Origin of the sequence: Paenibacillus sp. BK720 (assembly GCF_011761545.1) — a bacterium.
In the GTDB taxonomy this organism is placed as follows: domain Bacteria; phylum Bacillota; class Bacilli; order Paenibacillales; family Paenibacillaceae; genus Pristimantibacillus.
In genome coordinates this window covers 968,910-989,341 of sequence record NZ_JAASRQ010000002.1, presented here as the reverse complement: position 1 = coordinate 989,341, position 20,432 = coordinate 968,910, and the positions used below count along the sequence as shown (strand labels likewise).

Below are 20,432 nucleotides of genomic sequence, written 5' to 3'. Positions count from 1 at the left end.
GATTTCCGTTCACAACCTATCCGATGTATTTATACAAGTTGTTCAGCAGATTGTAAGTGAAATCGACGATTACATTCAGAATCCAAGGTCCGAATATAATCAGGGATACAAAGACCGCTACGATTTTTGGCACAAAAGCTAACGTCTGCTCTTGAATTTGGGTAGTCGCTTGAAAAATACTGACGATTAATCCGACGACTAGAGCGAGAACGAGCATCGGCGCGCTGGCTTTCAATACGGTACTGATGGCTTGTCCGGCCAATCCGATGATGAAATCAGCACTCATTGAACGTTCCTCCCTGTCCTGTTACGTGTTGAAGCTTAACAGCAATGATTTGACGATCAAGTACCACCCGTCCACCAGTACGAATAACAATAGCTTAAACGGCAGGGATATCATGACCGGCGGCAGCATCATCATCCCCATCGCCATTAGCGTGCTCGAGACGATCATATCGATGACCAGGAACGGAATAAATATCATAAAGCCCATTTGGAATGCGGTCTTCAGTTCGCTTATCGCGTAGGCAGGCACCAGAACGGTAATCGGGATATCCTGGTATTTCTCCGGCTTCTCCGTCTTCGTATAGTTGAGGAACAGAAGCAAATCCTTCTCCCTCGTATGCGAGATCATAAACTTTTTCATCGGATCCGCTGCTTTCTCCAGCGCAACGGTCTGCGTGATTTCACCCTTGAGATAAGGCTGCAAAGCCACCTCGTTTACCTGGGAAAAGGTTGGAGCCATAATGAAAAAAGTCAGAAACATCGCAAGCCCGATCAGAACCTGGTTAGGCGGCATTTGCTGCGTGCCAAGCGATGTCCGTACGAATCCTAGCACGATTACAATTCGGGTAAAGCTTGTCATGAGTACCAGAATCGCCGGAGCGATGCTCAATACCGTTATTAGAAGCAGGAGCGACAAAGCGCTTGTTCCCGGCTCTTCGCTTCCGTCACCGATGCTGATATCGACATTTGGCAGCGGATCAGCCGCAAACGCATGCGATTGCAGCAGCATAACCCCCAGCGCTGCGGTGACGATCGAAATCCACCATTTATTTTTCATTGTCATCCCCATCATGTTTGGATTCCTTCAGAAGCGACTCCAGCTGCTGCTTGCGATCAGCCTGTTTGCTGAGGTTGTGATTCAGCAAGCTTTCGAAGGAGGATTCCGGCATGTTCCATTGCACTTCCGTCAGGTCCTCTCCCGCTTGCGACTCTTCTTTACGGAACCTCTTCAGAAAATCAGAGATTGTGTTTGCCGACCATCCGGCTGTATTGGATTGTCTGCCCAGTGAAGCAAGAATAGCCTGCACCTGCTTCTCATCGTCAATCTTGTCGAGGAGCGTCACGTTTTCTCCGACACCCACCACATACAACCGGCCTGACAGCTCGACAACCTGAAGCGAATTGTTCTGTCCCAGCGCAACCCCTCCGAGAGAGCGAACCGCACGGTTGGTTCCCCACATGCGATTACGCTGAGACAAAAATTTAATAAGCAATACGATTAAGCCGATAACTATAAAGAGAGAGACAATGACCCAGATCACGCTGCCCGTATAGCTGCCGGCCATTGGACTCTCGTCATTCCCGCTGCCCGCTGCCGCGGCGAAGGCGGGCTGTACAGCAACGCCAACCGCAGTCAAGGAAATTAATCTCGTAGCATATGTAAGCATAGCTTAGCCAAGCGTTTTCTTAATCGCTTCGATTACACGATCAGCTTGGAATGGTTTAACGATAAAGTCTTTTGCGCCAGCTTGGATTGCGTCGATAACCATCGCTTGCTGGCCCATCGCGGAACACATAATAACCTTTGCGTTGGCGTCTAGTTTCTTGATTTCTTTCAGCGCGGAAATGCCATCCATCTCCGGCATCGTAATGTCCATCGTAATCAGGTCAGGCTTAAGCTCCTTGTACTTCTCTACCGCCTGTGCGCCGTCTTGCGCTTCCCCGACGACCTCGTAGCCGTTTTTAGTCAGAATGTCTCGGATCATCATGCGCATGAATGCTGCGTCGTCTACGATTAGAATGCGGTTTGCCATCTTTTTTTCCTCCTAGAGTATTATTGCAATTTTTGAATGCGGTCCCATTGGCTTACGATATCCGTTACCCGTACACCAAAGTTCTCGTCAATGACGACAACCTCTCCCTTGGCGATCAGCTTATTGTTCACCAGGATGTCGACAGGCTCGCCGGCGAGCTTGTCCAGCTCGATAATGGAGCCTTGGGACAGTTCCAGAATATCCTTAATTTGCTTTTGGGTCCTACCTAATTCTACGGTAACTTTAAGCGGTATGTCGAGAAGTAAATTGAGGTTTGTCTCATCTGTTTGCACATACGGCGCTTGGTTGAAGTTTGCGAACTGTACCGGCTGAACGTTTACGTTCCGGTTTGCCGCGTGACCATAGGTCTGAGGTCCCTGTGGCTGCATCGGAATATCGAATGCCGCGCTTTGCTGGTAAGGATTATAGGGCTGATTATATTGGGATGCCGCAGCCGCCGGAGCTTGCTGATACGGATCTTGATAAGCCGGCTGCTGAGCTGGCGCAGGCGTTGGCATTGCCGCCGCCGCAGGTGCCGGAGTTGGCTCAGGCGCTGGAGTCGGCGCAGCCGGAGCCGCCTGGATCTCTTCCTGAACGTCGCCCATCAGAATGGCAACCATCTGCTTCGCAAACGGCACGGGCAGAAGCTGCATGATGGTGGAATCTATCAAATCGCCAATCGTCAACCGGAAAGAGATTTTGATAAACACGTCTTCAGGCGGGAGCTGCCCCATTCCGCCGCCGCTGTCCACATTCAGAATGTCGATGCCCGGAGGCGAAATATTAACGAATCGGTTAAAAATCGTCGACATTGATGTTGCGGAGGAACCCATCATCTGGTTCATCGCTTCCTGAACGGCGCTGATATGGATCTCATTCAGTTCCTGAAGCGTTACATCGCCTTCTCCGCCGAGCATAAGATCCGCGATGACTTGCGCGTCCTTCGTTTTGATAACCAGCGAATTAATCCCCTGGAAGCCGTCTACGTACTGTACGCTGACCGCAACATGAGGCTTGGGAAACTCGTTTGCAAGATCCTCGCGTTTAATGAAGGTAACCTGCGGCGTAGTAATATCGACTTTCTTGCCAAGCAAGGTCGATAAAGCCGTAGCCGCGCTGCCAAACGTGATATTGCCGATTTCCCCCAGAGCATCCTGCTCGATCGAAGACAAGAAGTCCGACAGCTGATATTCGGAAGCCTGCGGCTGCGATGAGGCGAGCTCGCTGGCTGTCTGATTAAGCAACGCGTCAATTTCCTCTTGCGATAAATAATCTTTACTCGTCATTTTCTTCTTCCGCTCCTTCGCTGACAACTTGATCCACTTGCACGGCAATCCGATCCTTGACGGAGCCCGGGCTTCCGATAAACTTCAGCTTCTCGCCAACCTTGATGCGAAGTCCGTCCTCTATCGGTTTATTTAACGAAATGACATCCCCAATCGCGAGACCCAAAAACTCCTTGATCGTAATAACCGATTCGCCAAGCTCGGCAACGATTGGAAGCTTCGCTTTGCTTACGCGCTGCTCCAGCATCTCAACTTCCTCCGGAATCCTCTCTTTCTTCTGAGAGACGAACCAGTGGTGAGCAGACAACCGCGGCATAATCGGCTCGATGACGACATGAGGAATACACAGATTGATCATCCCCGTCGTATCGCCGATCTTCGTGCTAAGCGAGATCAGTGCGATTGTTTCGTTAGGCGAGACAATCTGCATGAATTGCGGATTCGTCTCCAGCGCCTCCAGGCGAGGCGATATGTCTATGATCGTCTTCCATGCTTCCTGCAAGCTTTCAAACGCCCTGGCGAAGATGCGTTCCATAATAATGGTCTCGATCTCGGTCAGATTGTTGATCTTGGAAGGCGCCATCCCCTGCCCGCCGAGCATCCTGTCGAGCATGGCGTAAGCAACGTTGGGATGAACCTCAAGCACCATGCGCCCTTCCAGCGGCTCCGCTTCAAATATGTTTAGAATCGTCATCTTCGGAATCGAGCGGATAAATTCATCGTACGGCAGCTGCTCGACCTGCACGACATTGATCTGAACGAACGTCCGAAGCTGCGCTGAGAAATAGGTTGTCAAATATCGCGCGAAGTTTTCGTGTATGCGTGTTAAGCTTCGTATGTGATCCTTCGAGAATCGAGTAGCGCGCTTGAAATCGTAGACTCGTACTTTTCGCGTAACCTCTTCTTTTTTCAGTTCATCCGCATCCATCTCACCTGATGATAAAGCGGCCAGCAGCGCGTCTATCTCATTCTGCGATAATACATCAACCAATCCTCTCACCCCCTTCAAGGAATGTCGGCAACAAGCTTATAACTGCTGCATGATAAAATTCGTAATTTCTACTTTAACCAGCTTCTTTCCCTCCGGCAGAATCGGATTAATTAGATTCAGAAGCTTCGATTCAAGCATATCCTCGCCTTGCGAGCCGTTAAGCTCGGCCGCCGTCAAATCGGCAACCGTACGGTTAATGATCGGCCGCACCTCAATCTCGAGAATCTTGTCGAACTCTTCCTTCGTCTTCTTGCTGTCCAGTTGGAACGCAAAGCTCATAACGACGACATAGTCCGAATCTTTCAGGTTGCGTTTGAAATCCTTCAGCTCGGAAGTAACGGACACCAGTTCGTCGGCGGAAAGCTGCTTCACCGTAACGGGAGCTTTTTCCGGGTCGGGCTGATCGGTGGTGTCATTAAAAAACGATTTGTACATAATGATGGCTACGATTGCGATCAGCGTAATTGCTAGCAAAGTAGTGACTAGCCATGGCAACATTTTTTTCATCTCTAAGGACCCTCCGTATGTTCGATCTTCTGGGTCGCTGCAAGAACGCCGATTGAACGAATATAACTCTGAATTAACTGCACCAGCTCGGCTGCGCTCTCCGTTACGATAAACTTTTTACCCGTGGTAAGCGTAATAATCGTATCCGGAGTTTCTTCAATCAATTCGATAAGAAGAGCGTTAATCATCAGCTTCGAGCCATTCAATCGAGTTACGGTAATCATAAGCTCCCCCCTCGCCGATTCGGGGGCTGAGAGCAGCCCCCTTCAGTCATGAACGATAGCTATTGCCCGATGTTATTAACGTTTCAGGTTAACAACCTCTTGCAAAATCTCATCGGATGTTGTGATGATGCGGGAATTCGCCTGGAAGCCGCGCTGCGCAACGATCATCTCGGTGAATTCGTTTGTCAGATCGACGTTGGACATCTCCAGCTGGCCCGCAATGATAGCGCCCGTGCCTAATTCAGCATCATCTGCCGTTACAATCTCGAATTCGCCGTCCGGATTCGCATTGGCCGTTACCCGGTACAGATTGCCGCCTACTTTCTCCAGGCCGCTCGGGTTGACCACTTTCACGACCCCAAGCTGGGCAACGGCTTCCGTACCGTCCGCTGTCACGGCCAGAATCGAACCGTCTTGTCCGATCGAGAAGGAAGTTACATCCTCTCCAAGCACGATTGGCTCACCGTCGGAGGACAGAACAAACATGCCGTCGGCATTAACGAGCTGTCTATTGCCATCCAAGGTGAAGTTGCCTGCGCGTGTCAGATAAGTAGGAGAATCGCCTCCGGCGGATACCGCGAAGAATCCGTCACCGTCAATGCGAAGGTCGGTTGGCACGTTAGTTGTCATTGCGCTGCCTGGCGTATGGATGGTATCGATCGAGGAGATCGTAACGCCAAGACCAATCTGCTTCGCGTTGACGCCGCCCTGCTCTCCTTCGAGAGATGCCGTAACGCCTGAAGTGGTCTGGCTCAGAATATCACTGAACATAACCCGGCCGCCCTTGAAGCCTACCGTGTTGACGTTCGCGATGTTGTTGCCGATGACGTCAAGCTTTGTCTGGAAACCGCGCATACCCGATACGCCGGAATACATGGATCTAAGCATTTATATAACTCCTCCTAAAAAGAAATAGCACCCAAATGGACATCTGTATGCCCATTTGTGATGATTCTTGCTTCGTAAGCATTCCCTTAAAGAATTAGCACCCAAATGGACTTCTGGATCTCTTGCGGAATGGCTGCGTCAGTCGGTCGGCAGCCAAGGGCCTCCTAATCGGTCCAGCCCTAGCTTAAGATCACCGCACTGTCGATATTCGTAAACACATTGCTTTGCATTTGATTGCCGTCCATCGCAGTGACTACCGTCCGGCTTGGAACGTTTACAATCATCGCAATATCTTTCATGACGATTAAGGAATCCTTCGCACCCTTGGACTCGGCTTCATCCACCGCATTCATAATCTTGGTCAACGATTCCGGCTGCAGCTGAATTCCGCGCTGCTTCATGCGCACTTCGGCATGCTGGCTGAATTTCAGCACCTTGGCATCAAGCATATCCTTGAAGCCGCCGGCTTGCTGCGGACGCGGAGCGGTATTCTTGGCACCGGTCAGGGGCGGCGCTCCGACGGGAAACAGATGGCTGATTTTCACTCCGTCACTCATACGGAACCATCTTCCTGTTCGGACGAACTTGATTTTTTATCTGCCGCTGCGCCTGATTCGGAATCGGATTCATCGCTGCCGTCCGGTTGATTCGCTTCGGGCGCTTTATCGGATACGGTGACCACGTCGCTAAGCTTAATCATCGTTTCATCCGCGAATTTGGCATACAAAGTACCGTCCTGAGAAACGATTGAATTTACCTTGTCATACATCAGCTTGGTTTCGCCAGCGTCATCCAGCTCATACCAGGAAACGGTTTTGCCGATCATCGAAGATGCCGTGCCCAGATTTTGATTGAGCTGAGAAAGCTGATCCGACATATTCATTAGCTGCTCGACAGAGGTAAACTGCGCCATCTGCGTAATGAATGCGGCATTATCCTGCGGCTGAAGCGGATCCTGGTTTTTCAGCTGGGTCACGAGCAATTCCAGAAACGCATCTTTGCCAAGCGCATTTTTATCCGTGTCCTTGCCTGCTGCCTTCACGTTCGAAGTGCTATAGTTCGGCCACATGACTTTCGAAGATACTGTCGCCATAAACTCACCTCCATCCTACACGCGTACCGTCTAAGGAGCATTTGATTAAGCCGTCACATTGACGGCACGTCCGTAGCCTAAATCTTGTATCGCCTGCTGCTCGGCAACATCAGACTCAAAATCCTCCTGCATTCCGTCGCCTTTGGATTTATTTTGATTGGAAAAAGCCTGCTGACCTGTTCCTTGGCCATGCTGGCCGTTGGATAAGTGCGCGGCCGACTGGCCGTATGTTACTTCGAGCTTGTCGACTGACAAGCCTTGCTGCTGCAAGGCAACTCTCAGCTGCGCCATCTGATTGTCAAGCGCATCCTTAGCGCTAGCGTTATCCGCATGGAACAAAGCCGTAAGCTGTCCGTTATGCATCGTTATCCGCACATCAACCTGTCCAAGCTCTTTAGGAAACAGCTGAATGGTTGCTTCCGACATCCCGTTGCCATGCTTGATATCCAGCTTCTGAATAAAATCCTTCATATTGTCCGCGAAATCGGTAACCGGAACGGACGCTTGAACAACAGGCGCCAGCTTTGCCGCATGAGACGTCGTTTGACGTATGACATCGGCGAAAGTCTGACCGGTCGTTACTGTCGGTACCTGCTCTTCCGGTTCACTGGATGCTTCCGTCTCTTCCTTTGTTACTTGCTGATCGGTAGTCGCTGCTATCGCAACAGAATGTACAGCGCGCTCAGTCAATCGCTGCAAATGAACGGATACTGCAGGCGCATTAGTGGCAACCGTAATTTCCGGCGCTTTCTCTGCGGATACAGCCGGGGTCTCAACCCGCGAATTCAAGTCTTTCTGCTTTTGAACGAATTGCTGCAAAACCTCAAGCTGCTGTCCGATTAATTGCACGGGCTCCTGGAGTCCGATCTGCTTCATTGTTCCTTCCTGCATGGCCGTTTGAAGCTGCAGCAAGGAATCCTGAATCCTGCCTGCGATTGCGGCCAGCTGCTGATTCGCATTCTGATCTCCTGCAAACGACTGATTGGAAGCGTCTTTAGCCTCACTCTGAAGCTGTACCGGCATCGGAATCCCGAGAATGGCTAGCAAAGCCTGCAGTTGATCCAGCATCGAAGCTGGCTGCGAAGTATCCTGATCTTGACTATCGGCCGATGGGTCGGATAAATCCGTTTTGATCTTTTCCAAATCGGCAAGCAATTGATCGATGATTTCCATCAGCTCAGCTTTCGCATCGGTCAGTATATCCGATCCCGCTACGGGACTGCTTGCCGTAGCTGTCGCTTCGCCTTCGGCAGCCTGATCTACTGCCGCTGCATCCTTCGCTGCTGCGGCTTGCGTGCCTGAAGCGGCTTGCTGTCCGTTGTCTGTCTTCCCCGCACCGGATGATGCCGCGCCGCTTTTATCCGAAGCGCCTTTGCCATCCTTCATCTGAGTGGCCAGCGTCTTTTGAAATTTGTCGTTTCCGCCAGTTTTCGCTTGCGCCGATGCGTTGCTTGTTGGCGCGGCCGGTGCCGGCGTTGCGGCTTGAGGAATGATCATCTCCATTATTTGATTCACCTCCTCTCTCTCTTAGCTGCCAGCCATCAGCTTGGACATCAGCTGTGCGGTAATGGTCTGGTTTATCCCCGACATTTCGGCCAAAATGCCGGAACGCGTCTTGTCATCCACGGTATTGAGAATACGGATAACCTTGCTTGGGCTGATGTCCGCCATTTTAATCAGAAGCTCGGCGGCGCTCTTCGCGTCCATTGCTGCGAATGTGGCGCTTAGCTGATCGCTGCTAAGCTGCGAGGCAGGCTGCTTGGTTTCCGTCGGCTTGGCTTTCTTCAGCTCGGCTTGCAGCGCGGCAATTTGTCTGTCCTTCGCCGGTACGGTATCCTTCAACGCCATCGTTGCATCGGCGGCCGTTTGCGGGTTCATTTTCTCCAGAATGCGAACCCTGTCGTCCGGTCTCATGGAATCCAGGACAAGCACCATTTCATCCATCGTCATGCTTTGCAGAATCGGCGCCGCTTTACTTGGGGTAATTTTGCTGTACATGCTTGCAAGCTCTTGGATTTTAGCCTGATAAGCCGCATCGTCCGCAGCTTTTTCTTCATTGGAAGATTTCAGCGAATCAATCTGATCCCGCATGCTTTTCAATTCTTGCTCTTGGGTTGCCTTCGTCTGGTTGGTCTGTGCAAGCTCGGCTTCCTTCTCCTGCAGCTGCGCCTGGAGCTCGTCGATCTTACGGCTCATATTGGCTGATTTCAGCTGGTCATCGTTCGCCTTTCCGTCAGCTGTTTTGGGATCGGGAAGCACATCCTTCAGATAGGGAATCGAGTTGCCGATCTCCAGCATTTGATTGCGGGTTTCCGTATTAAACAAGACATATAACGCTCCCAAAAGGACTATCGTAAACAAAATCGGCGTCATAAAAAACATCAACCGTTCGAAGCCGCTGTACCCCTGCTTCTCCATTTCCATATCCGACACTGTCATTCACTCCCTTTACCTTGCGCCGCAGATCATGATGAACGAGATACCTTGAAGCGGTTGGTAGCCATTTCATCCAGCTCGTTTTGATCCTTGATCTGCATTACATGCCGAAAACGGTCTTTGGCATGCTCCTTCGCTTTAAGCCATACCTTCTCATCCTTCATGCGATCCGCGAGGTTCGTCCGGTTGTATTCCACCTTTCGTTCAGCCTGCCTGACATCCGTAAGCTTGCTAGCAATGCAGGAATCCAAATATTCCAGATAATGCTGCATCAGCTGCAGCTCGGCGAGAGAGACAGCTTCATTGGAACTCTCGTGCTGCTTGTTTTCCCACTCCGCCCGTTTCAACCGAAGCTCCGAAAGACTTAATTCCTCCGCCTGCAGAACACCGATTGCTGAAGATAGCTGCCATTCGGCCTGCGTCTTCTCGCTTGACTTCAAGTCTACGATTTTTTGATAAGCGTATCGAAAGGCTGCCATTTACCCGTCGTCATCTCCCGTGGAATTCCTGTAATAATCTTTCCTTCGAATCGGCCAAGGTGACCTTTTCAGTTGTCTTTTGTCTTGTAAATTGATAGATGGCATCGATATTTTCGATAGCCGTATCAATTTTTTCGTTTGTGCCCCTTTGGTACGCCCCGATATTGATGAGGTCCTCCGAATCTCTATAAACAGAGAGTAACATCTTTAACTGATTTGCCGCTTCCTGATGCTCTTCGGTCACGATTTCCTTCATGACGCGGCTGACGGAAGCGAGAACGTCAATCGCCGGAAAATGGCCTTTATTCGCTAGCTGCCTGTTTAGCACGATATGACCGTCCAATATGCCTCGCACCGCGTCGGCTATCGGTTCGTTCATGTCATCGCCGTCAACGAGAACGGTATAAAACGCGGTAATCGAGCCGTTAGGCCCCGTTCCCGCCCGTTCCAGCAGCTTGGGAAGCGTCGCGAATACGGAAGGCGTGTAGCCCCTTGTAGCAGGCGGCTCGCCAATGGCTAGACCAACTTCGCGCTGCGCCATCGCGTAACGCGTTACCGAATCCATCATCAGCATGACGTTTAACCCGCGGTCGCGGAAATATTCCGCAATCGAAGTAGCGATAAGCGCTCCCTTAATCCGGATTAACGCAGGCTGATCCGAGGTCGCAACAATAACAACCGAGCGGGCAAGTCCTTCGGGACCCAGATCCTTCTCGATAAATTCGAGCACCTCGCGTCCGCGTTCGCCAATTAAAGCAATGACGTTTACGTCTGCTGAAGTATTTCGGGCGATCATGCCAAGCAGCGTGCTTTTGCCTACGCCAGAGCCTGCGAATATACCTACGCGCTGCCCCCTGCCAACGGTAAGAAGGCCGTCTATCGCTCGGACTCCAATGCTCAGCGTCTCCTTAACGCGGGGACGCGCAAGCGGATTGCTGGGTTCATTATGGGTCGAATAATGCTGCATGCGGCTTGGCAGAAACGATCCGTCAAGCGGCTGACCCAAACCGTCGAGCACCTTGCCTAGCAGTTCGGAACCAACCTGAACCGATAAGGGCTTTCCGGTCCCCACAACATCGCAGCCCGGGCTTATCGCATGCAGCTCGCCCAAGGGCATTAGAATAACTTTGTTATCACGGAAACCTACGACTTCCGCTTTAATCGGTTTGACGCCCTTTGCCGGGTAGATCAGGCATACGTCTCCGATGCTTGCGTCTGGCCCTTCCGATTCTACGGTAAGTCCGATAACCTGGGTGACCTTGCCGTTCACCCGGATGGGGTCAAGATGACGAAGCTGGTCGATATATTTGGAGCTGTCCAGTTTAATACCGTTCATCCGGCATGCTCCGTTCTTCATGGCTTTGGTTGGCAAGCTGTACAAGCTCGCGCTTGATCTCGGACAATTGCGTATCAATCCGTGCGTCTATGCTGCCGTAAGCGGACCGGATGACACAGCCGAAATCTTTCACCGTTGCGTCGGGAATAATCTGAAGCTCTGCCTGCGAATCGATAACAAGATTTAGTTCTTCCCTTGCGGCCTGGACAAAAGCTAACTGCCCCGGAGCAACGCAAAGGGCGATAACGCCTTGTTCCCTTCGTCTGGACAATGCTTTGCGGATAAGCTCAAGCGCCATATCGGGCGCTTCCGACAGCTGCTTGCCGATTACTTTTTCCGAAATAGAGACGCTAAGCTCTACAAGGAAAGGCTCAGCCTCTTGAATAATCTGCTCGCGCATTTCGTAAGCGGATTTAAGAACGGCATTGGCCTCTTCCAGACGGCTCTCCCATTCTTGCTGCAATGCCTGCTCGGCATGCGCCCGGCCTTCGGCATAGCCTTGCTCAAAGCCTGCTTGACGGGAGGCTTCGGAATGCCTTTCGTCCTCCAGCCGTTTCTCGAGCCACCAGGCATCGATTTCGGCTTCCGCCTTTGCCAGCATTTGCTCGCATTGCTCGCCGGCTTCACGAATACGTTCTTCGGCAAAAATTTGTGCATCCGAGATGATCTGGTCGCGAATGGAGATGGTCTCTTCATCCGGCCCTGCCTCTTCAATAATCTCTTCGGTCACCGCTACTTGCTCAGCAGCATGTTTGTTAAGCCAATAAAGCTGTTTCAGCTGATCAAGCGCGATTACGCTTGAAGACTTTATCAAATTAGACAATGATATCATCTCCTCCGCCGCGGGCAATGATAATCTCGCCGGCTTCTTCTAGCCTGCGAATCGTAGCGACGATACGGGTCTGAGCTTCTTCGACGTCACGCAGCCGGACAGGCCCCATAAATTCCATTTCTTCCTTGAACGTATCGGCCATCCGTTTCGACATGTTGCGGAAGATCGCTTCGCGCACTTCCTCGCTTGCCACCTTGAGGGCGAGCTGAAGATCGGCGTTCTCCACGTCGCGAATGATGCGCTGAATCGAACGGTTGTCGATATTGACGATATCCTCGAAGACGAACATGCGTTTCTTGATTTCTTCCGCCAATTCCGGATCTTCGATCTCGAGAGCATCCAGAATGGTCCGTTCCGTACCGCGGTCCACGCCGTTCAGAATTTGAACGATCGAATCGATGCCGCCCGCATTCGTGTAGTCCTGTGTTACCGTAGCAGAGAGCTTTTGCTCGAGAACGCGTTCTACCTGGCTGATAACCTCAGGCGAAGTACTGTCCATCAAGGCGATTCTGCGCGCAACGTCTGCCTGCTTCTCTTGAGGCAAGGACGATAAAATATGCGAGGATTGCTCGGATTGCAAATACGAGAGAACGAGCGCGATCGTCTGCGAGTTCTCGTTTTGGATAAAGTTAAGAATTTGCGTCGGTTCCGCCTTGCGGGCAAAGTCAAACGGTCTGACTTGCAGCGTCGCCGTCAAACGGTTAATGACCTCGACGGCCTTTTGCTCCCCAAGCGCTTTCTCCAGAATCTCTTTCGCATACGAGATGCCGCCTTGCGAAATATATTCCTGTGCCAGGCAGATTTGATGGAAATCGCTCAAAATTTGCTCTCTTTCCGCACTGTCTACTTTGCGGACATTGGCGATTTCGAGAGTAAGCTGTTCGATTTCTTCTTCTCTCAAATGTTTAAAGATTTGGGCGGATACTTCTGGCCCGAGCGTAATAAGCAGAATCGCCGCCTTTTGTCGACCGGTTAATCCATTAAGCGGTTTTGCCACGGGAGCCACCTCTATTCATCCACTAGCCAGGTGCGGAGCAAGTTGACGAATTCTTCCGGCTTGCGTTTGGCGAGTGTTTCGAGATTTTTTCTAGCCTGACTGTCATTGTTAACTGTTTCAAAATCAATCGTAGGGAATTCCGGCTTAGCCGGCGTTTCCATCTTCGCCGCCGCTTCGGCTGCCGCAGCTTCTTCAGCCTGTTTTCTGCGTCTGCGGACAAGCATAATGGCAAGACCGCCGATAAGGGCAAGCGCTGCTGCGCCGAGACCAATCGCCCATTGCATCGACAGACCACTAGAAGAAGTTCCCGCATCCGTAGCTGCAAAGTTCTGGCCGAGAATGGTAACCTTTTTCGCAATCATTGCGTCATCATTAACATCTTGACCGGAATCGGCCAGCTGCGCACGAACAAGCGAGCTTAGGAAATTGGTTAACTCCTGCCGGGACTGATCCGTAAGTTTGCTCTGCTCAACGCCAATGCTGATCGACAAGTCCTTCAGCTGATACGGAGCGGATTCAATCTGATTGTTAATGCGGTCGTAATCATAATTGGTCACACGCGAGCTTTGTTCGGAGGAACCGTTGGAATTGTCGGTTGCCGTATAACCGGGCACATCCGTTTCGCCTGTACCGGCTACTCCGCCTGCATTGGCCGAACCGTTCGTTGTTGTACTGTTATCTTGCTGTTCGCTTACGATAATGCCGTTATTGTTATTGTTCTCGAGCGGTCTGACCAGGTTCTCCTGCGTGACCTTCTTGTCGAAGTTAAAGCTGCTGGCAACGCTGATTACCAGATTGTCTCCAAGCATCGGGGACAGGAACTGCTGAATATTCTTTTTCACTTCGGCTTCGTATTTCCGCTGAATCATGAAGTGGCTTTCAGCCGCATCGGTTGCCACGCCAATCTTGTTGCCGTCGATTTCGGAAGAAACCAGTTCGCCTTGGGGACTCGATATCGTAATATCCTGAATCGCAAGCTTCGGAACGGCTGTTTTCACCAGATTGTAGTATCCGTCAACCTCTTGCTGGCTTGGCCGATAACCCGGCGTAAAGTTCATCATGATGGAAGCGGACGCCTGCTCCTTCTCTTCCGGAGTCAGAAATACCGATTCCTTAGGCAGGTTGATAAGCACTTTCGAGCTCTGCACGCCCTGCATCCGGTTAAGCAATTGCTGCACTTCGCCGTTAAGCGCGTTAATGTACTTCACGTTAAATTCATTTTCGGTTTGCCCGAATGCGCTTCCGCCCTCGAAAGCCTCAAATCCGATTGAGCCGTTTTGCACCAGCCCTTGCGAACCGACGTCAACCCGGGTTCTTGTCGCTACCGCGCTAGGCACCGAGATGCTCTGACCGTCCGCGCTTAATTTATAGGGAATACCGTTTCCGTCCAGGTAAGTCATGATTGCTGCTGCATCTGTGGTGTCAAGGTTTTGAAATGCTACTTCGTAATCCGTTCTTGTGAATATGTAAGTCAAAATCACGATTGTTAACAACAATGCACCAATGGATGCCCCCAGCCCTATTTTTTGTTTTTTACCCATCTGCCCCCAAAATTGCGTGAGTCTTTGGCGGTATTGGGCGATTCTTTCGTTCACGTCGTCACCTCACTCAGCATCTGTCTGGTTCGAAAGCCCTATTACACTGACATTCGCATAATTTCTTGATACGCATCAATCACTTTATTGCGAATTTGTGTCGTCAGCTGTAAGCTAAGCTCTGCTTTCTGAGTTGCGATGAGAACCTGTGAAACGTCAACCTCGCCTATTAAGTATTTATCGTTTAGTTTATGTACTTCTTTTTCCTGTGCATCCACGCTATTCAGTGCGTTCTCCAAGTATTGCCCGAAAGAATTCATCGACTCAGCAGGTGTTGCCTGCTGCTGCGGCTTCGCAGTTTCAAGCAGCTTGTTAACGGCTTGTGCGGGATTAAGTTGCAACGGTTGAATCATGCCCGTCCCTCCGTCATCGTTATTTTACTTTACTTTCCAATCTCCAGCGCCTTCGTAAACATGGCTTTAGACGCATTCAGAGCAGTTACGTTAGCCTCGTAGGAACGAGAGGCTGAAATCATGTCGACCATTTCTTTCGCCACGTCAACGTTAGGCATATGGACATATCCGTCCGCGTCCGCGTCCGGGTGAGTTGGATTATAAACAAGCTTGGTAGGCGACTGATCCTCGATAATTCTAGTTGCCTTTACACCTTGTGCTCCGGAAGTCCCATTAAGCTGCTTGTTCAGCAGATCGGAGAAAGAGGAGTTTTGCGTCATCGGTTCAAGTACGACCATTTTCCTTTTATACGGTACGAATTGGCCATTTACATAACCTGCGCGGGTTGTTTCAGCATTCGCGATGTTTGAGGAAATAACGTCCATTCGCAAACGCTGTGCGGTTAGTGCGGAAGCACTGGCGTCAAAGCTGCTAGAAATTCTCACTTCCTGTTATCTCCCTTCAATGGCAGTCTTCATCATCTTCACGTCGTGATTGATTTGCTGAATATAAAAATTGTAGCTGAGTTGATTTTTGGCCAGCAACGACATCTCGCGATCGATATCGACGTTGTTCTGATTGTTATTCATTTCGGACAAGTTGTCGGTCTGTATCTGAGCGGATGGGACTATTCCGCTGGTCCTGCCTATCGGAATATGACGCTCGTTTGTCCGCTTGCCCTGAAGCCCGGCTTGTCCTCCCATCTCTTGGCTGAGAAGCTCTTCAAACAAAACCTCCGAACGTTTGAAGTTTGGAGTGTCGACATTTGCGATGTTGTTGGCTATGACGCCTTGTCGCAATTCTGAAGCCTTGAGCGCGCCTTCCAATCGCCCAAATGATGTGCCATTCAATAGATTCACGTTCCTGTGTCACCACTTTCAGTTAGAAGATCTTTGTAAAGTATTCAACAGATTGCGAACCATTCCTTCTTTGTTCGACATTAAATTATGAAAAAAATGAGACGAAACTGTCGAGTTTTGCCGACATGATAATATTCAACAATTGTCCAAAATATTACAATAAGAAAAAAGCCCTATCTTTAAAACCAAGATAGGGCTTTTCGATGAATTTCCGGTAGGATGGTAGTCCCAGGAAATTATTGCTTAATTTTTTCCAATTCCTGAAGCAGCTGGGTATTTAAAATTTTGATGTAGGTCCCTTTCATCCCAAGCGACCTGGTTTCAATAACGCCGGCGCTCTCCAGCTTGCGCAGGGCATTAACGATAACGGACCTCGTAATACCTACCCGATCCGCAATTTTGGATGCAACAAGCAGTCCTTCCTTTCCTTCCAGCTGCTCGAAAATATGCTCCACCGCTTCAAGCTCGCTGAAGGACAATGAGCCGATCGCAACCGATACGACGGCACGGCTGCGTGCCTCCTGTTCAACCTCTTCTGCGCGTTCACGCAGGATTTCCATGCCGACAATTGTCGAACCGTATTCGGCCAGCACCAGATCGTCATCGTCGAAGGAACCGTTCGTGCGTGTCAGAACAAGCGTACCGAGGCGGTCTCCTCCCCCGGTAATCGGTACTACAGTCATAATTTCTTGTTCGCCAAGCGCCGGAAAAGTCTCGTAGACTCCTGCATCCGGAGCAACGTTTGTTACCGGTTCCTGCATGTCCAGAAATAGGCTGTTACTCACTTGCGGAAAGCGCAGTTCTTCAACAGACATCGAACGAAGCGTGTCATGGTCATAAGGATTCACGGCTGCGCAGCCCAGAACCTTACCTTTCCGGCTGACCACGAACACATTCGTCTGTATGGTGCTGCACAATACCTCAGCCATTTCTCTGAAGTTGAGCGCTTTGCCGGCTGCACGCTGCAGCAGCCGGTTCAACGTTCTTGTTTTTGTAAGTAAAGTCATTCCAAAGCCTCCCAAAGCTCATCCCAACTGCATTTCAACTACAATATATATTGACTCAAATCGCGATTTTTCGCAATGCCTCCCACTTTTTCACGCACGTACTCGGGAGTGATGATCATATGGTCAAGCGTAATATCCGGTGCTTCGAAGGAGAGATCCTCAAGCAGCTTCTCCAATATGGTATGAAGCCGGCGGGCACCGATATTTTCGGTATTGCGGTTTAAATCGGCTGCAATCGACGCAATCTCTTTGATTGCATCGTCAGAAAATTCAATCGTTATGCCTTCTGTTTGAAGAAGGGCCGCGTATTGCTTCGTTAAAGCATTTTTCGGCTCCGTCAGAATGCTGACGAAATCCTCCAGGCTAAGCGACGTTAATTCCACGCGGATCGGGAAACGTCCCTGAAGCTCGGGAATCAGATCCGACGGCTTCGCTACATGGAATGCGCCAGCTGCGATAAACAGTACATAATCGGTTTTTACCGGACCGTATTTCGTCACGACCGTGGATCCCTCCACGATTGGAAGAATATCGCGCTGTACGCCCTCGCGGGAAACGTCTGGACCACTGCCTCTGGACGGGCTGGCGATTTTATCAATCTCGTCGATGAAAATGATACCGGTCTGCTCCGCGCGGGTTACCGACTCCGCAATGACATCATCCATATTAATCAGCTTGTTGGCTTCTTCCTGAATGAGCACTTTACGGGCTTCCTTAACTGGCAGTTTACGTTTCTTGGTCTTCTTCGGCATGAACTGCCCCAGCATCTCCTGCATGTTCATTCCGCCTAGGCCATCCGGTCCCTGACCGCCAAGCATATCCAGCATCGTAGGGGTATTATCCTCAATCTCAACCTCTACGGTTTCGTTTTCGAGCTTGCCTGCTGCCAGGTCATCGCGGGCCTGCGAGCGTTTGGAGATAATCACGGCATCCTGCTCCGGCTCTTCAACCGTTTCCTTGTTGTTTTGCTGATTGCCGAACAGCATTTCGAACGGATTTTTGGATGACTTTTCTTTTACCTTGGATGGTACCAGCAAAGAAACGAGACGCTCGTTTGCGAGCCTCTCCGCTTTATCCTGGACAGCCTCGGTCTTCTCTGCCTTCACCATCCGGATGGCTGTCTCCACCAAGTCTCTTACCATCGATTCCACATCGCGGCCAACATACCCGACCTCGGTAAATTTGGTCGCTTCCACCTTAATGAAAGGCGCTTTGACCAATTTGGCCAGCCTGCGCGCGATCTCCGTTTTGCCCACGCCGGTAGGACCAATCATCAAGATGTTTTTCGGAACAATCTCATCGCGAAGCGACTCGTCGAGCATGCTTCTGCGGTAGCGGTTGCGGAGAGCAATGGCGACAGATCGTTTTGCGGGTTTTTGGCCCACAATGTATTTATCGAGCTCGGCTACGATTTGACGAGGGGTAAAACCTTGATTCACCATATGATATCTCCTCCGCTTCAACCAATTTCTTCCACGATAATATTATGATTCGTATAAACGCATATGTCGGCAGCCGTCTCCAGCGCTGCTCTTGCGATATCCTTCGCTTCCATATGGGAAGCATGCTTCTGCAGTGCCCTTGCCGCGGAGAGAGCATAGTTGCCGCCCGAGCCAATGGCCAGGATGCCGTCATCCGGTTCTATAATTTCCCCGTTGCCTGAAATCAGAAGAAGGCCGGTCTGATCCATAACCAGCATCAGCGCTTCAAGTTTGCGGAGAACGCGATCGGAGCGCCAATCCTTCGCCAGCTCAACAGCCGCACGCTGAAGGTTTCCGTGATGCTCCTCCAGCTTCGCCTCAAACTTCTCGAATAACGTAATCGCGTCTGCAACCGATCCGGCAAAGCCGGCAATAACTTGCCCGCGGTATAAACGGCGAACTTTTTTCGCTTTATTTTTCATCACGACGCTGTTCCCGAAGGTCACCTGACCATCTCCGGCAATTGCTCCTTTACCTTCGTGACGCACCGCGCAAATCGTGGTGGCGTGAAATTCCATCTCCATCTCTTCGCCCTCCTATAGCTTGCAGATATTAAAGTTCAAGTGTATGCGGCTGCACTGCCCTTGTAGGAAGCAGCATCCGACTCGACTGTTTATACGTTCAGATGATCGAAATGTTCCTTCTTGAATCGTTCCAGGCTGTCCAGCGCGCGGTTCGCAATCGCTTCGTTCTTTTCCTTCTTGTTGCGGATCCGGTTCTCGAGCGGCGGGAACAAGCCAAAGTTCGCGTTCATAGGCTGGAAATGCTTGAAATCCGCCGTTGTAATGTAATGGGCCATGCTACCGAGCGTCGTATCCTCCGGCAGCACCAGAGGCTCCAGTCCGCGGGAAAGTCTCGCCGCGTTGAAACCGGCAATCAGGCCGGAAGCAGCGGATTCCACATAGCCTTCAACGCCAGTCATTTGACCCGCGAAGAATAAGGTACTGCGGTTCTTGAGCTGATAAGTCGGCTCCATTACCCGAGGCGAGTTAATGAAGGTATTGCGATGCATCACGCCATACCGCACGAATTCCGCATTCTCGAGACCCGGGATCAGGGAGAATACCCGCTTCTGCTCGCCCCATTTCAAATGCGTCTGGAATCCTACCATATTGTAGAGAGTACCTGCCGCATTATCCTGACGAAGCTGGATAACGGCATGCGGAAGTTTGCCGGTATGCGGGTTGACAAGGCCAACCGGTTTCATTGGTCCGAAGAGCACGGTCTGCTTGCCGCGGCTGGCCATCACTTCGATTGGCATGCAGCCTTCGAAATAAACTTCCTTCTCGAAATCTTTTAACGCAGCCGTCTCCGCCGTCGTCAGGGCCTCATGGAAGATCTCGAACTCCTCTTCGGTCATCGGGCAATTCAGGTAAGCCGCTTCCCCCTTGTCGTAACGGGACGCCAGATATACCTTGCTCATGTCAATGGAGTCCTTCTCGATGATCGGAGCCGCCGCATCATAAAAGTAGAAGTATTCTTCGCCAAGCAAGCTGCGGATCTTCTCAGAAAGCGCAGGCGCAGTCAAAGGACCCGTTGCGATGACAACAATGCTTTCCTCCGGGATGTCCGTTACTTCTTCCGTGCGTATCTCTACAAGCGGATGCTCGTGAAGCAGACGAGTTACTTCACCCGAGAAGCCGTCACGGTCAACCGCAAGCGCCCCGCCCGCAGGTACGGCGTGACGATCCGCGCTGCCGAGAATCAGAGAGTTCAGGCGGCGCATTTCTTCCTTCAGCACGCCTACGGCATTGGAGAGTCCATTAGCGCGCAGGCTGTTGCTGCATACGAGCTCCGCAAAGTTTTTGGTATGATGGGCAGGCGTTTTGGTCTCGGGACGCATTTCGTATAAAATGACAGGCACTCCTTGGGATACGATCTGCCATGCTGCCTCGCTTCCCGCTAGACCTGCTCCGATTACGATGACTGGTTGTTGAACTGACAATGTAAAGACCTCCAATATATGCTAACACGGCAGTGAAAACACAG

Annotated in this window: 25 protein-coding genes; all 25 read right to left on the bottom strand. The window is 50.9% G+C overall.

What is annotated here, in order from left to right:
- Nucleotides 1–16 precede the first annotated feature (16 nt).
- Entirely contained in the window at nt 17–286 is a 270-nt protein-coding gene (fliQ, locus tag FHT67_RS11160; protein ID WP_127495819.1) for a flagellar biosynthesis protein FliQ, read from the bottom strand.
- A 21-nt stretch (nt 287–307) separates the two neighbouring features.
- Nucleotides 308–1,015, bottom strand: a complete 708-nt coding sequence (fliP, locus tag FHT67_RS11155; protein ID WP_373312715.1) for a flagellar type III secretion system pore protein FliP — start codon at nt 1,013–1,015, stop codon at nt 308–310.
- Between the two features lie 37 nt (nt 1,016–1,052).
- Nucleotides 1,053–1,673, bottom strand: coding sequence for a flagellar biosynthetic protein FliO (locus tag FHT67_RS11150; RefSeq protein WP_132305625.1), 621 nt, complete (start codon nt 1,671–1,673; stop codon nt 1,053–1,055).
- 3 nt (nt 1,674–1,676) lie between these two features.
- Complete coding sequence (locus tag FHT67_RS11145; protein WP_132305626.1) at nt 1,677–2,039, bottom strand: response regulator; 363 nt, start codon at nt 2,037–2,039, stop codon at nt 1,677–1,679.
- A gap of 20 nt (nt 2,040–2,059) precedes the next feature.
- On the bottom strand, nt 2,060–3,325 hold the full coding sequence (gene fliY, locus FHT67_RS11140; RefSeq protein ID WP_167198131.1) for a flagellar motor switch phosphatase FliY: 1,266 nt from the start codon (nt 3,323–3,325) through the stop codon (nt 2,060–2,062).
- Entirely contained in the window at nt 3,315–4,316 is a 1,002-nt protein-coding gene (gene fliM, locus FHT67_RS11135) for a flagellar motor switch protein FliM (protein ID WP_132305628.1), read from the bottom strand. The genes fliY and fliM overlap by 11 nt, the downstream gene beginning before the upstream one ends.
- A 36-nt stretch (nt 4,317–4,352) precedes the next feature.
- Nucleotides 4,353–4,823, bottom strand: a complete 471-nt coding sequence (locus FHT67_RS11130) for a flagellar basal body-associated FliL family protein (protein WP_132305629.1) — start codon at nt 4,821–4,823, stop codon at nt 4,353–4,355.
- Between the two features lie 2 nt (nt 4,824–4,825).
- Nucleotides 4,826–5,047: a flagellar FlbD family protein gene (locus FHT67_RS11125; protein WP_127495824.1), complete on the bottom strand. Its 222-nt coding sequence runs from the start codon at nt 5,045–5,047 to the stop codon at nt 4,826–4,828.
- Nucleotides 5,048–5,122: 75 nt separating this feature from the next.
- The gene (flgG, locus tag FHT67_RS11120; protein WP_132305630.1) at nt 5,123–5,935 is read right to left on the bottom strand and encodes a flagellar basal body rod protein FlgG; all 813 of its coding nucleotides are present in this window, start codon (nt 5,933–5,935) and stop codon (nt 5,123–5,125) included.
- 179 nt (nt 5,936–6,114) lie between these two features.
- The gene (locus FHT67_RS11115; RefSeq protein WP_167198128.1) at nt 6,115–6,492 is read right to left on the bottom strand and encodes a TIGR02530 family flagellar biosynthesis protein; all 378 of its coding nucleotides are present in this window, start codon (nt 6,490–6,492) and stop codon (nt 6,115–6,117) included.
- Nucleotides 6,489–7,028 (bottom strand): flagellar hook capping FlgD N-terminal domain-containing protein, encoded by a 540-nt coding sequence (locus tag FHT67_RS11110; protein ID WP_167198125.1) that lies wholly within the window; start codon nt 7,026–7,028, stop codon nt 6,489–6,491. The genes FHT67_RS11115 and FHT67_RS11110 overlap by 4 nt, the downstream gene beginning before the upstream one ends.
- Nucleotides 7,029–7,073: 45 nt before the next feature.
- Nucleotides 7,074–8,531 (bottom strand): flagellar hook-length control protein FliK, encoded by a 1,458-nt coding sequence (locus FHT67_RS11105; RefSeq protein WP_167198123.1) that lies wholly within the window; start codon nt 8,529–8,531, stop codon nt 7,074–7,076.
- 24 nt (nt 8,532–8,555) lie between these two features.
- Nucleotides 8,556–9,467: a magnesium transporter MgtE N-terminal domain-containing protein gene (locus FHT67_RS11100; RefSeq protein ID WP_208403220.1), complete on the bottom strand. Its 912-nt coding sequence runs from the start codon at nt 9,465–9,467 to the stop codon at nt 8,556–8,558.
- 26 nt (nt 9,468–9,493) lie between these two features.
- The gene (gene fliJ / locus FHT67_RS11095; protein ID WP_167198117.1) at nt 9,494–9,943 is read right to left on the bottom strand and encodes a flagellar export protein FliJ; all 450 of its coding nucleotides are present in this window, start codon (nt 9,941–9,943) and stop codon (nt 9,494–9,496) included.
- 10 nt (nt 9,944–9,953) lie between these two features.
- Nucleotides 9,954–11,279 (bottom strand): flagellar protein export ATPase FliI, encoded by a 1,326-nt coding sequence (gene fliI / locus FHT67_RS11090; protein ID WP_132305639.1) that lies wholly within the window; start codon nt 11,277–11,279, stop codon nt 9,954–9,956.
- Nucleotides 11,266–12,102 carry a FliH/SctL family protein gene (locus tag FHT67_RS11085; RefSeq protein WP_132305641.1) on the bottom strand — a complete coding sequence of 279 codons (837 nt, stop codon included), beginning with the start codon at nt 12,100–12,102 and terminating at the stop codon, nt 11,266–11,268. The genes fliI and FHT67_RS11085 overlap by 14 nt, the downstream gene beginning before the upstream one ends.
- A complete protein-coding gene (fliG, locus tag FHT67_RS11080) occupies nt 12,095–13,108 on the bottom strand; it encodes a flagellar motor switch protein FliG (protein ID WP_132305643.1) in 1,014 nt (337 codons plus the stop codon). The genes FHT67_RS11085 and fliG overlap by 8 nt, the downstream gene beginning before the upstream one ends.
- 11 nt (nt 13,109–13,119) lie before the next feature.
- Nucleotides 13,120–14,703, bottom strand: coding sequence for a flagellar basal-body MS-ring/collar protein FliF (gene fliF, locus FHT67_RS11075; protein WP_167198115.1), 1,584 nt, complete (start codon nt 14,701–14,703; stop codon nt 13,120–13,122).
- 41 nt (nt 14,704–14,744) lie between these two features.
- On the bottom strand, nt 14,745–15,056 hold the full coding sequence (gene fliE / locus FHT67_RS11070; protein WP_132305647.1) for a flagellar hook-basal body complex protein FliE: 312 nt from the start codon (nt 15,054–15,056) through the stop codon (nt 14,745–14,747).
- Nucleotides 15,057–15,085: 29 nt separating this feature from the next.
- Nucleotides 15,086–15,541: a flagellar basal body rod protein FlgC gene (gene flgC, locus FHT67_RS11065; protein WP_132305649.1), complete on the bottom strand. Its 456-nt coding sequence runs from the start codon at nt 15,539–15,541 to the stop codon at nt 15,086–15,088.
- 6 nt (nt 15,542–15,547) lie between these two features.
- A complete protein-coding gene (gene flgB, locus FHT67_RS11060) occupies nt 15,548–15,955 on the bottom strand; it encodes a flagellar basal body rod protein FlgB (protein ID WP_132305651.1) in 408 nt (135 codons plus the stop codon).
- Nucleotides 15,956–16,191: 236 nt separating this feature from the next.
- The gene (gene codY / locus FHT67_RS11055) at nt 16,192–16,962 is read right to left on the bottom strand and encodes a GTP-sensing pleiotropic transcriptional regulator CodY (RefSeq protein ID WP_132305653.1); all 771 of its coding nucleotides are present in this window, start codon (nt 16,960–16,962) and stop codon (nt 16,192–16,194) included.
- Between the two features lie 38 nt (nt 16,963–17,000).
- Complete coding sequence (hslU, locus tag FHT67_RS11050) at nt 17,001–18,404, bottom strand: ATP-dependent protease ATPase subunit HslU (protein WP_132305655.1); 1,404 nt, start codon at nt 18,402–18,404, stop codon at nt 17,001–17,003.
- A gap of 17 nt (nt 18,405–18,421) precedes the next feature.
- A complete protein-coding gene (gene hslV / locus FHT67_RS11045) occupies nt 18,422–18,967 on the bottom strand; it encodes an ATP-dependent protease subunit HslV (protein WP_132305657.1) in 546 nt (181 codons plus the stop codon).
- A gap of 89 nt (nt 18,968–19,056) precedes the next feature.
- Nucleotides 19,057–20,388, bottom strand: coding sequence for an FADH(2)-oxidizing methylenetetrahydrofolate--tRNA-(uracil(54)-C(5))-methyltransferase TrmFO (gene trmFO / locus FHT67_RS11040; protein WP_167198112.1), 1,332 nt, complete (start codon nt 20,386–20,388; stop codon nt 19,057–19,059).
- Nucleotides 20,389–20,432 lie beyond the last annotated feature (44 nt).

Bases quoted from the DNA above. Each gene is read 5' to 3' on its own strand.
- fliI (WP_132305639.1), bottom strand. From the start codon at position 11,279: ATGAACGGTATTAAACTGGACAGCTCCAAATATATCGACCAGCTTCGT.
- hslV (WP_132305657.1), bottom strand. From the start codon at position 18,967: ATGGAGATGGAATTTCACGCCACCACGATTTGCGCGGTGCGTCACGAA.
- fliP (WP_373312715.1), bottom strand. From the start codon at position 1,015: ATGCTGCTGCAATCGCATGCGTTTGCGGCTGATCCGCTGCCAAATGTC.
- fliE (WP_132305647.1), bottom strand. From the start codon at position 15,056: ATGATTCAACCGTTGCAACTTAATCCCGCACAAGCCGTTAACAAGCTG.
- FHT67_RS11105 (WP_167198123.1), bottom strand. From the start codon at position 8,531: ATGGAGATGATCATTCCTCAAGCCGCAACGCCGGCACCGGCCGCGCCA.
- FHT67_RS11145 (WP_132305626.1), bottom strand. From the start codon at position 2,039: ATGGCAAACCGCATTCTAATCGTAGACGACGCAGCATTCATGCGCATG.
- fliQ (WP_127495819.1), bottom strand. From the start codon at position 286: ATGAGTGCTGATTTCATCATCGGATTGGCCGGACAAGCCATCAGTACC.
- fliY (WP_167198131.1), bottom strand. From the start codon at position 3,325: ATGACGAGTAAAGATTATTTATCGCAAGAGGAAATTGACGCGTTGCTT.
- FHT67_RS11115 (WP_167198128.1), bottom strand. From the start codon at position 6,492: ATGAGTGACGGAGTGAAAATCAGCCATCTGTTTCCCGTCGGAGCGCCG.
- hslU (WP_132305655.1), bottom strand. From the start codon at position 18,404: ATGGTGAATCAAGGTTTTACCCCTCGTCAAATCGTAGCCGAGCTCGAT.
- FHT67_RS11100 (WP_208403220.1), bottom strand. From the start codon at position 9,467: ATGACAGTGTCGGATATGGAAATGGAGAAGCAGGGGTACAGCGGCTTC.
- codY (WP_132305653.1), bottom strand. From the start codon at position 16,962: ATGACTTTACTTACAAAAACAAGAACGTTGAACCGGCTGCTGCAGCGT.
- FHT67_RS11110 (WP_167198125.1), bottom strand. From the start codon at position 7,028: ATGGCGACAGTATCTTCGAAAGTCATGTGGCCGAACTATAGCACTTCG.
- FHT67_RS11130 (WP_132305629.1), bottom strand. From the start codon at position 4,823: ATGAAAAAAATGTTGCCATGGCTAGTCACTACTTTGCTAGCAATTACG.
- FHT67_RS11150 (WP_132305625.1), bottom strand. From the start codon at position 1,673: ATGCTTACATATGCTACGAGATTAATTTCCTTGACTGCGGTTGGCGTT.
- flgG (WP_132305630.1), bottom strand. From the start codon at position 5,935: ATGCTTAGATCCATGTATTCCGGCGTATCGGGTATGCGCGGTTTCCAG.
- fliJ (WP_167198117.1), bottom strand. From the start codon at position 9,943: ATGGCAGCCTTTCGATACGCTTATCAAAAAATCGTAGACTTGAAGTCA.
- FHT67_RS11125 (WP_127495824.1), bottom strand. From the start codon at position 5,047: ATGATTACCGTAACTCGATTGAATGGCTCGAAGCTGATGATTAACGCT.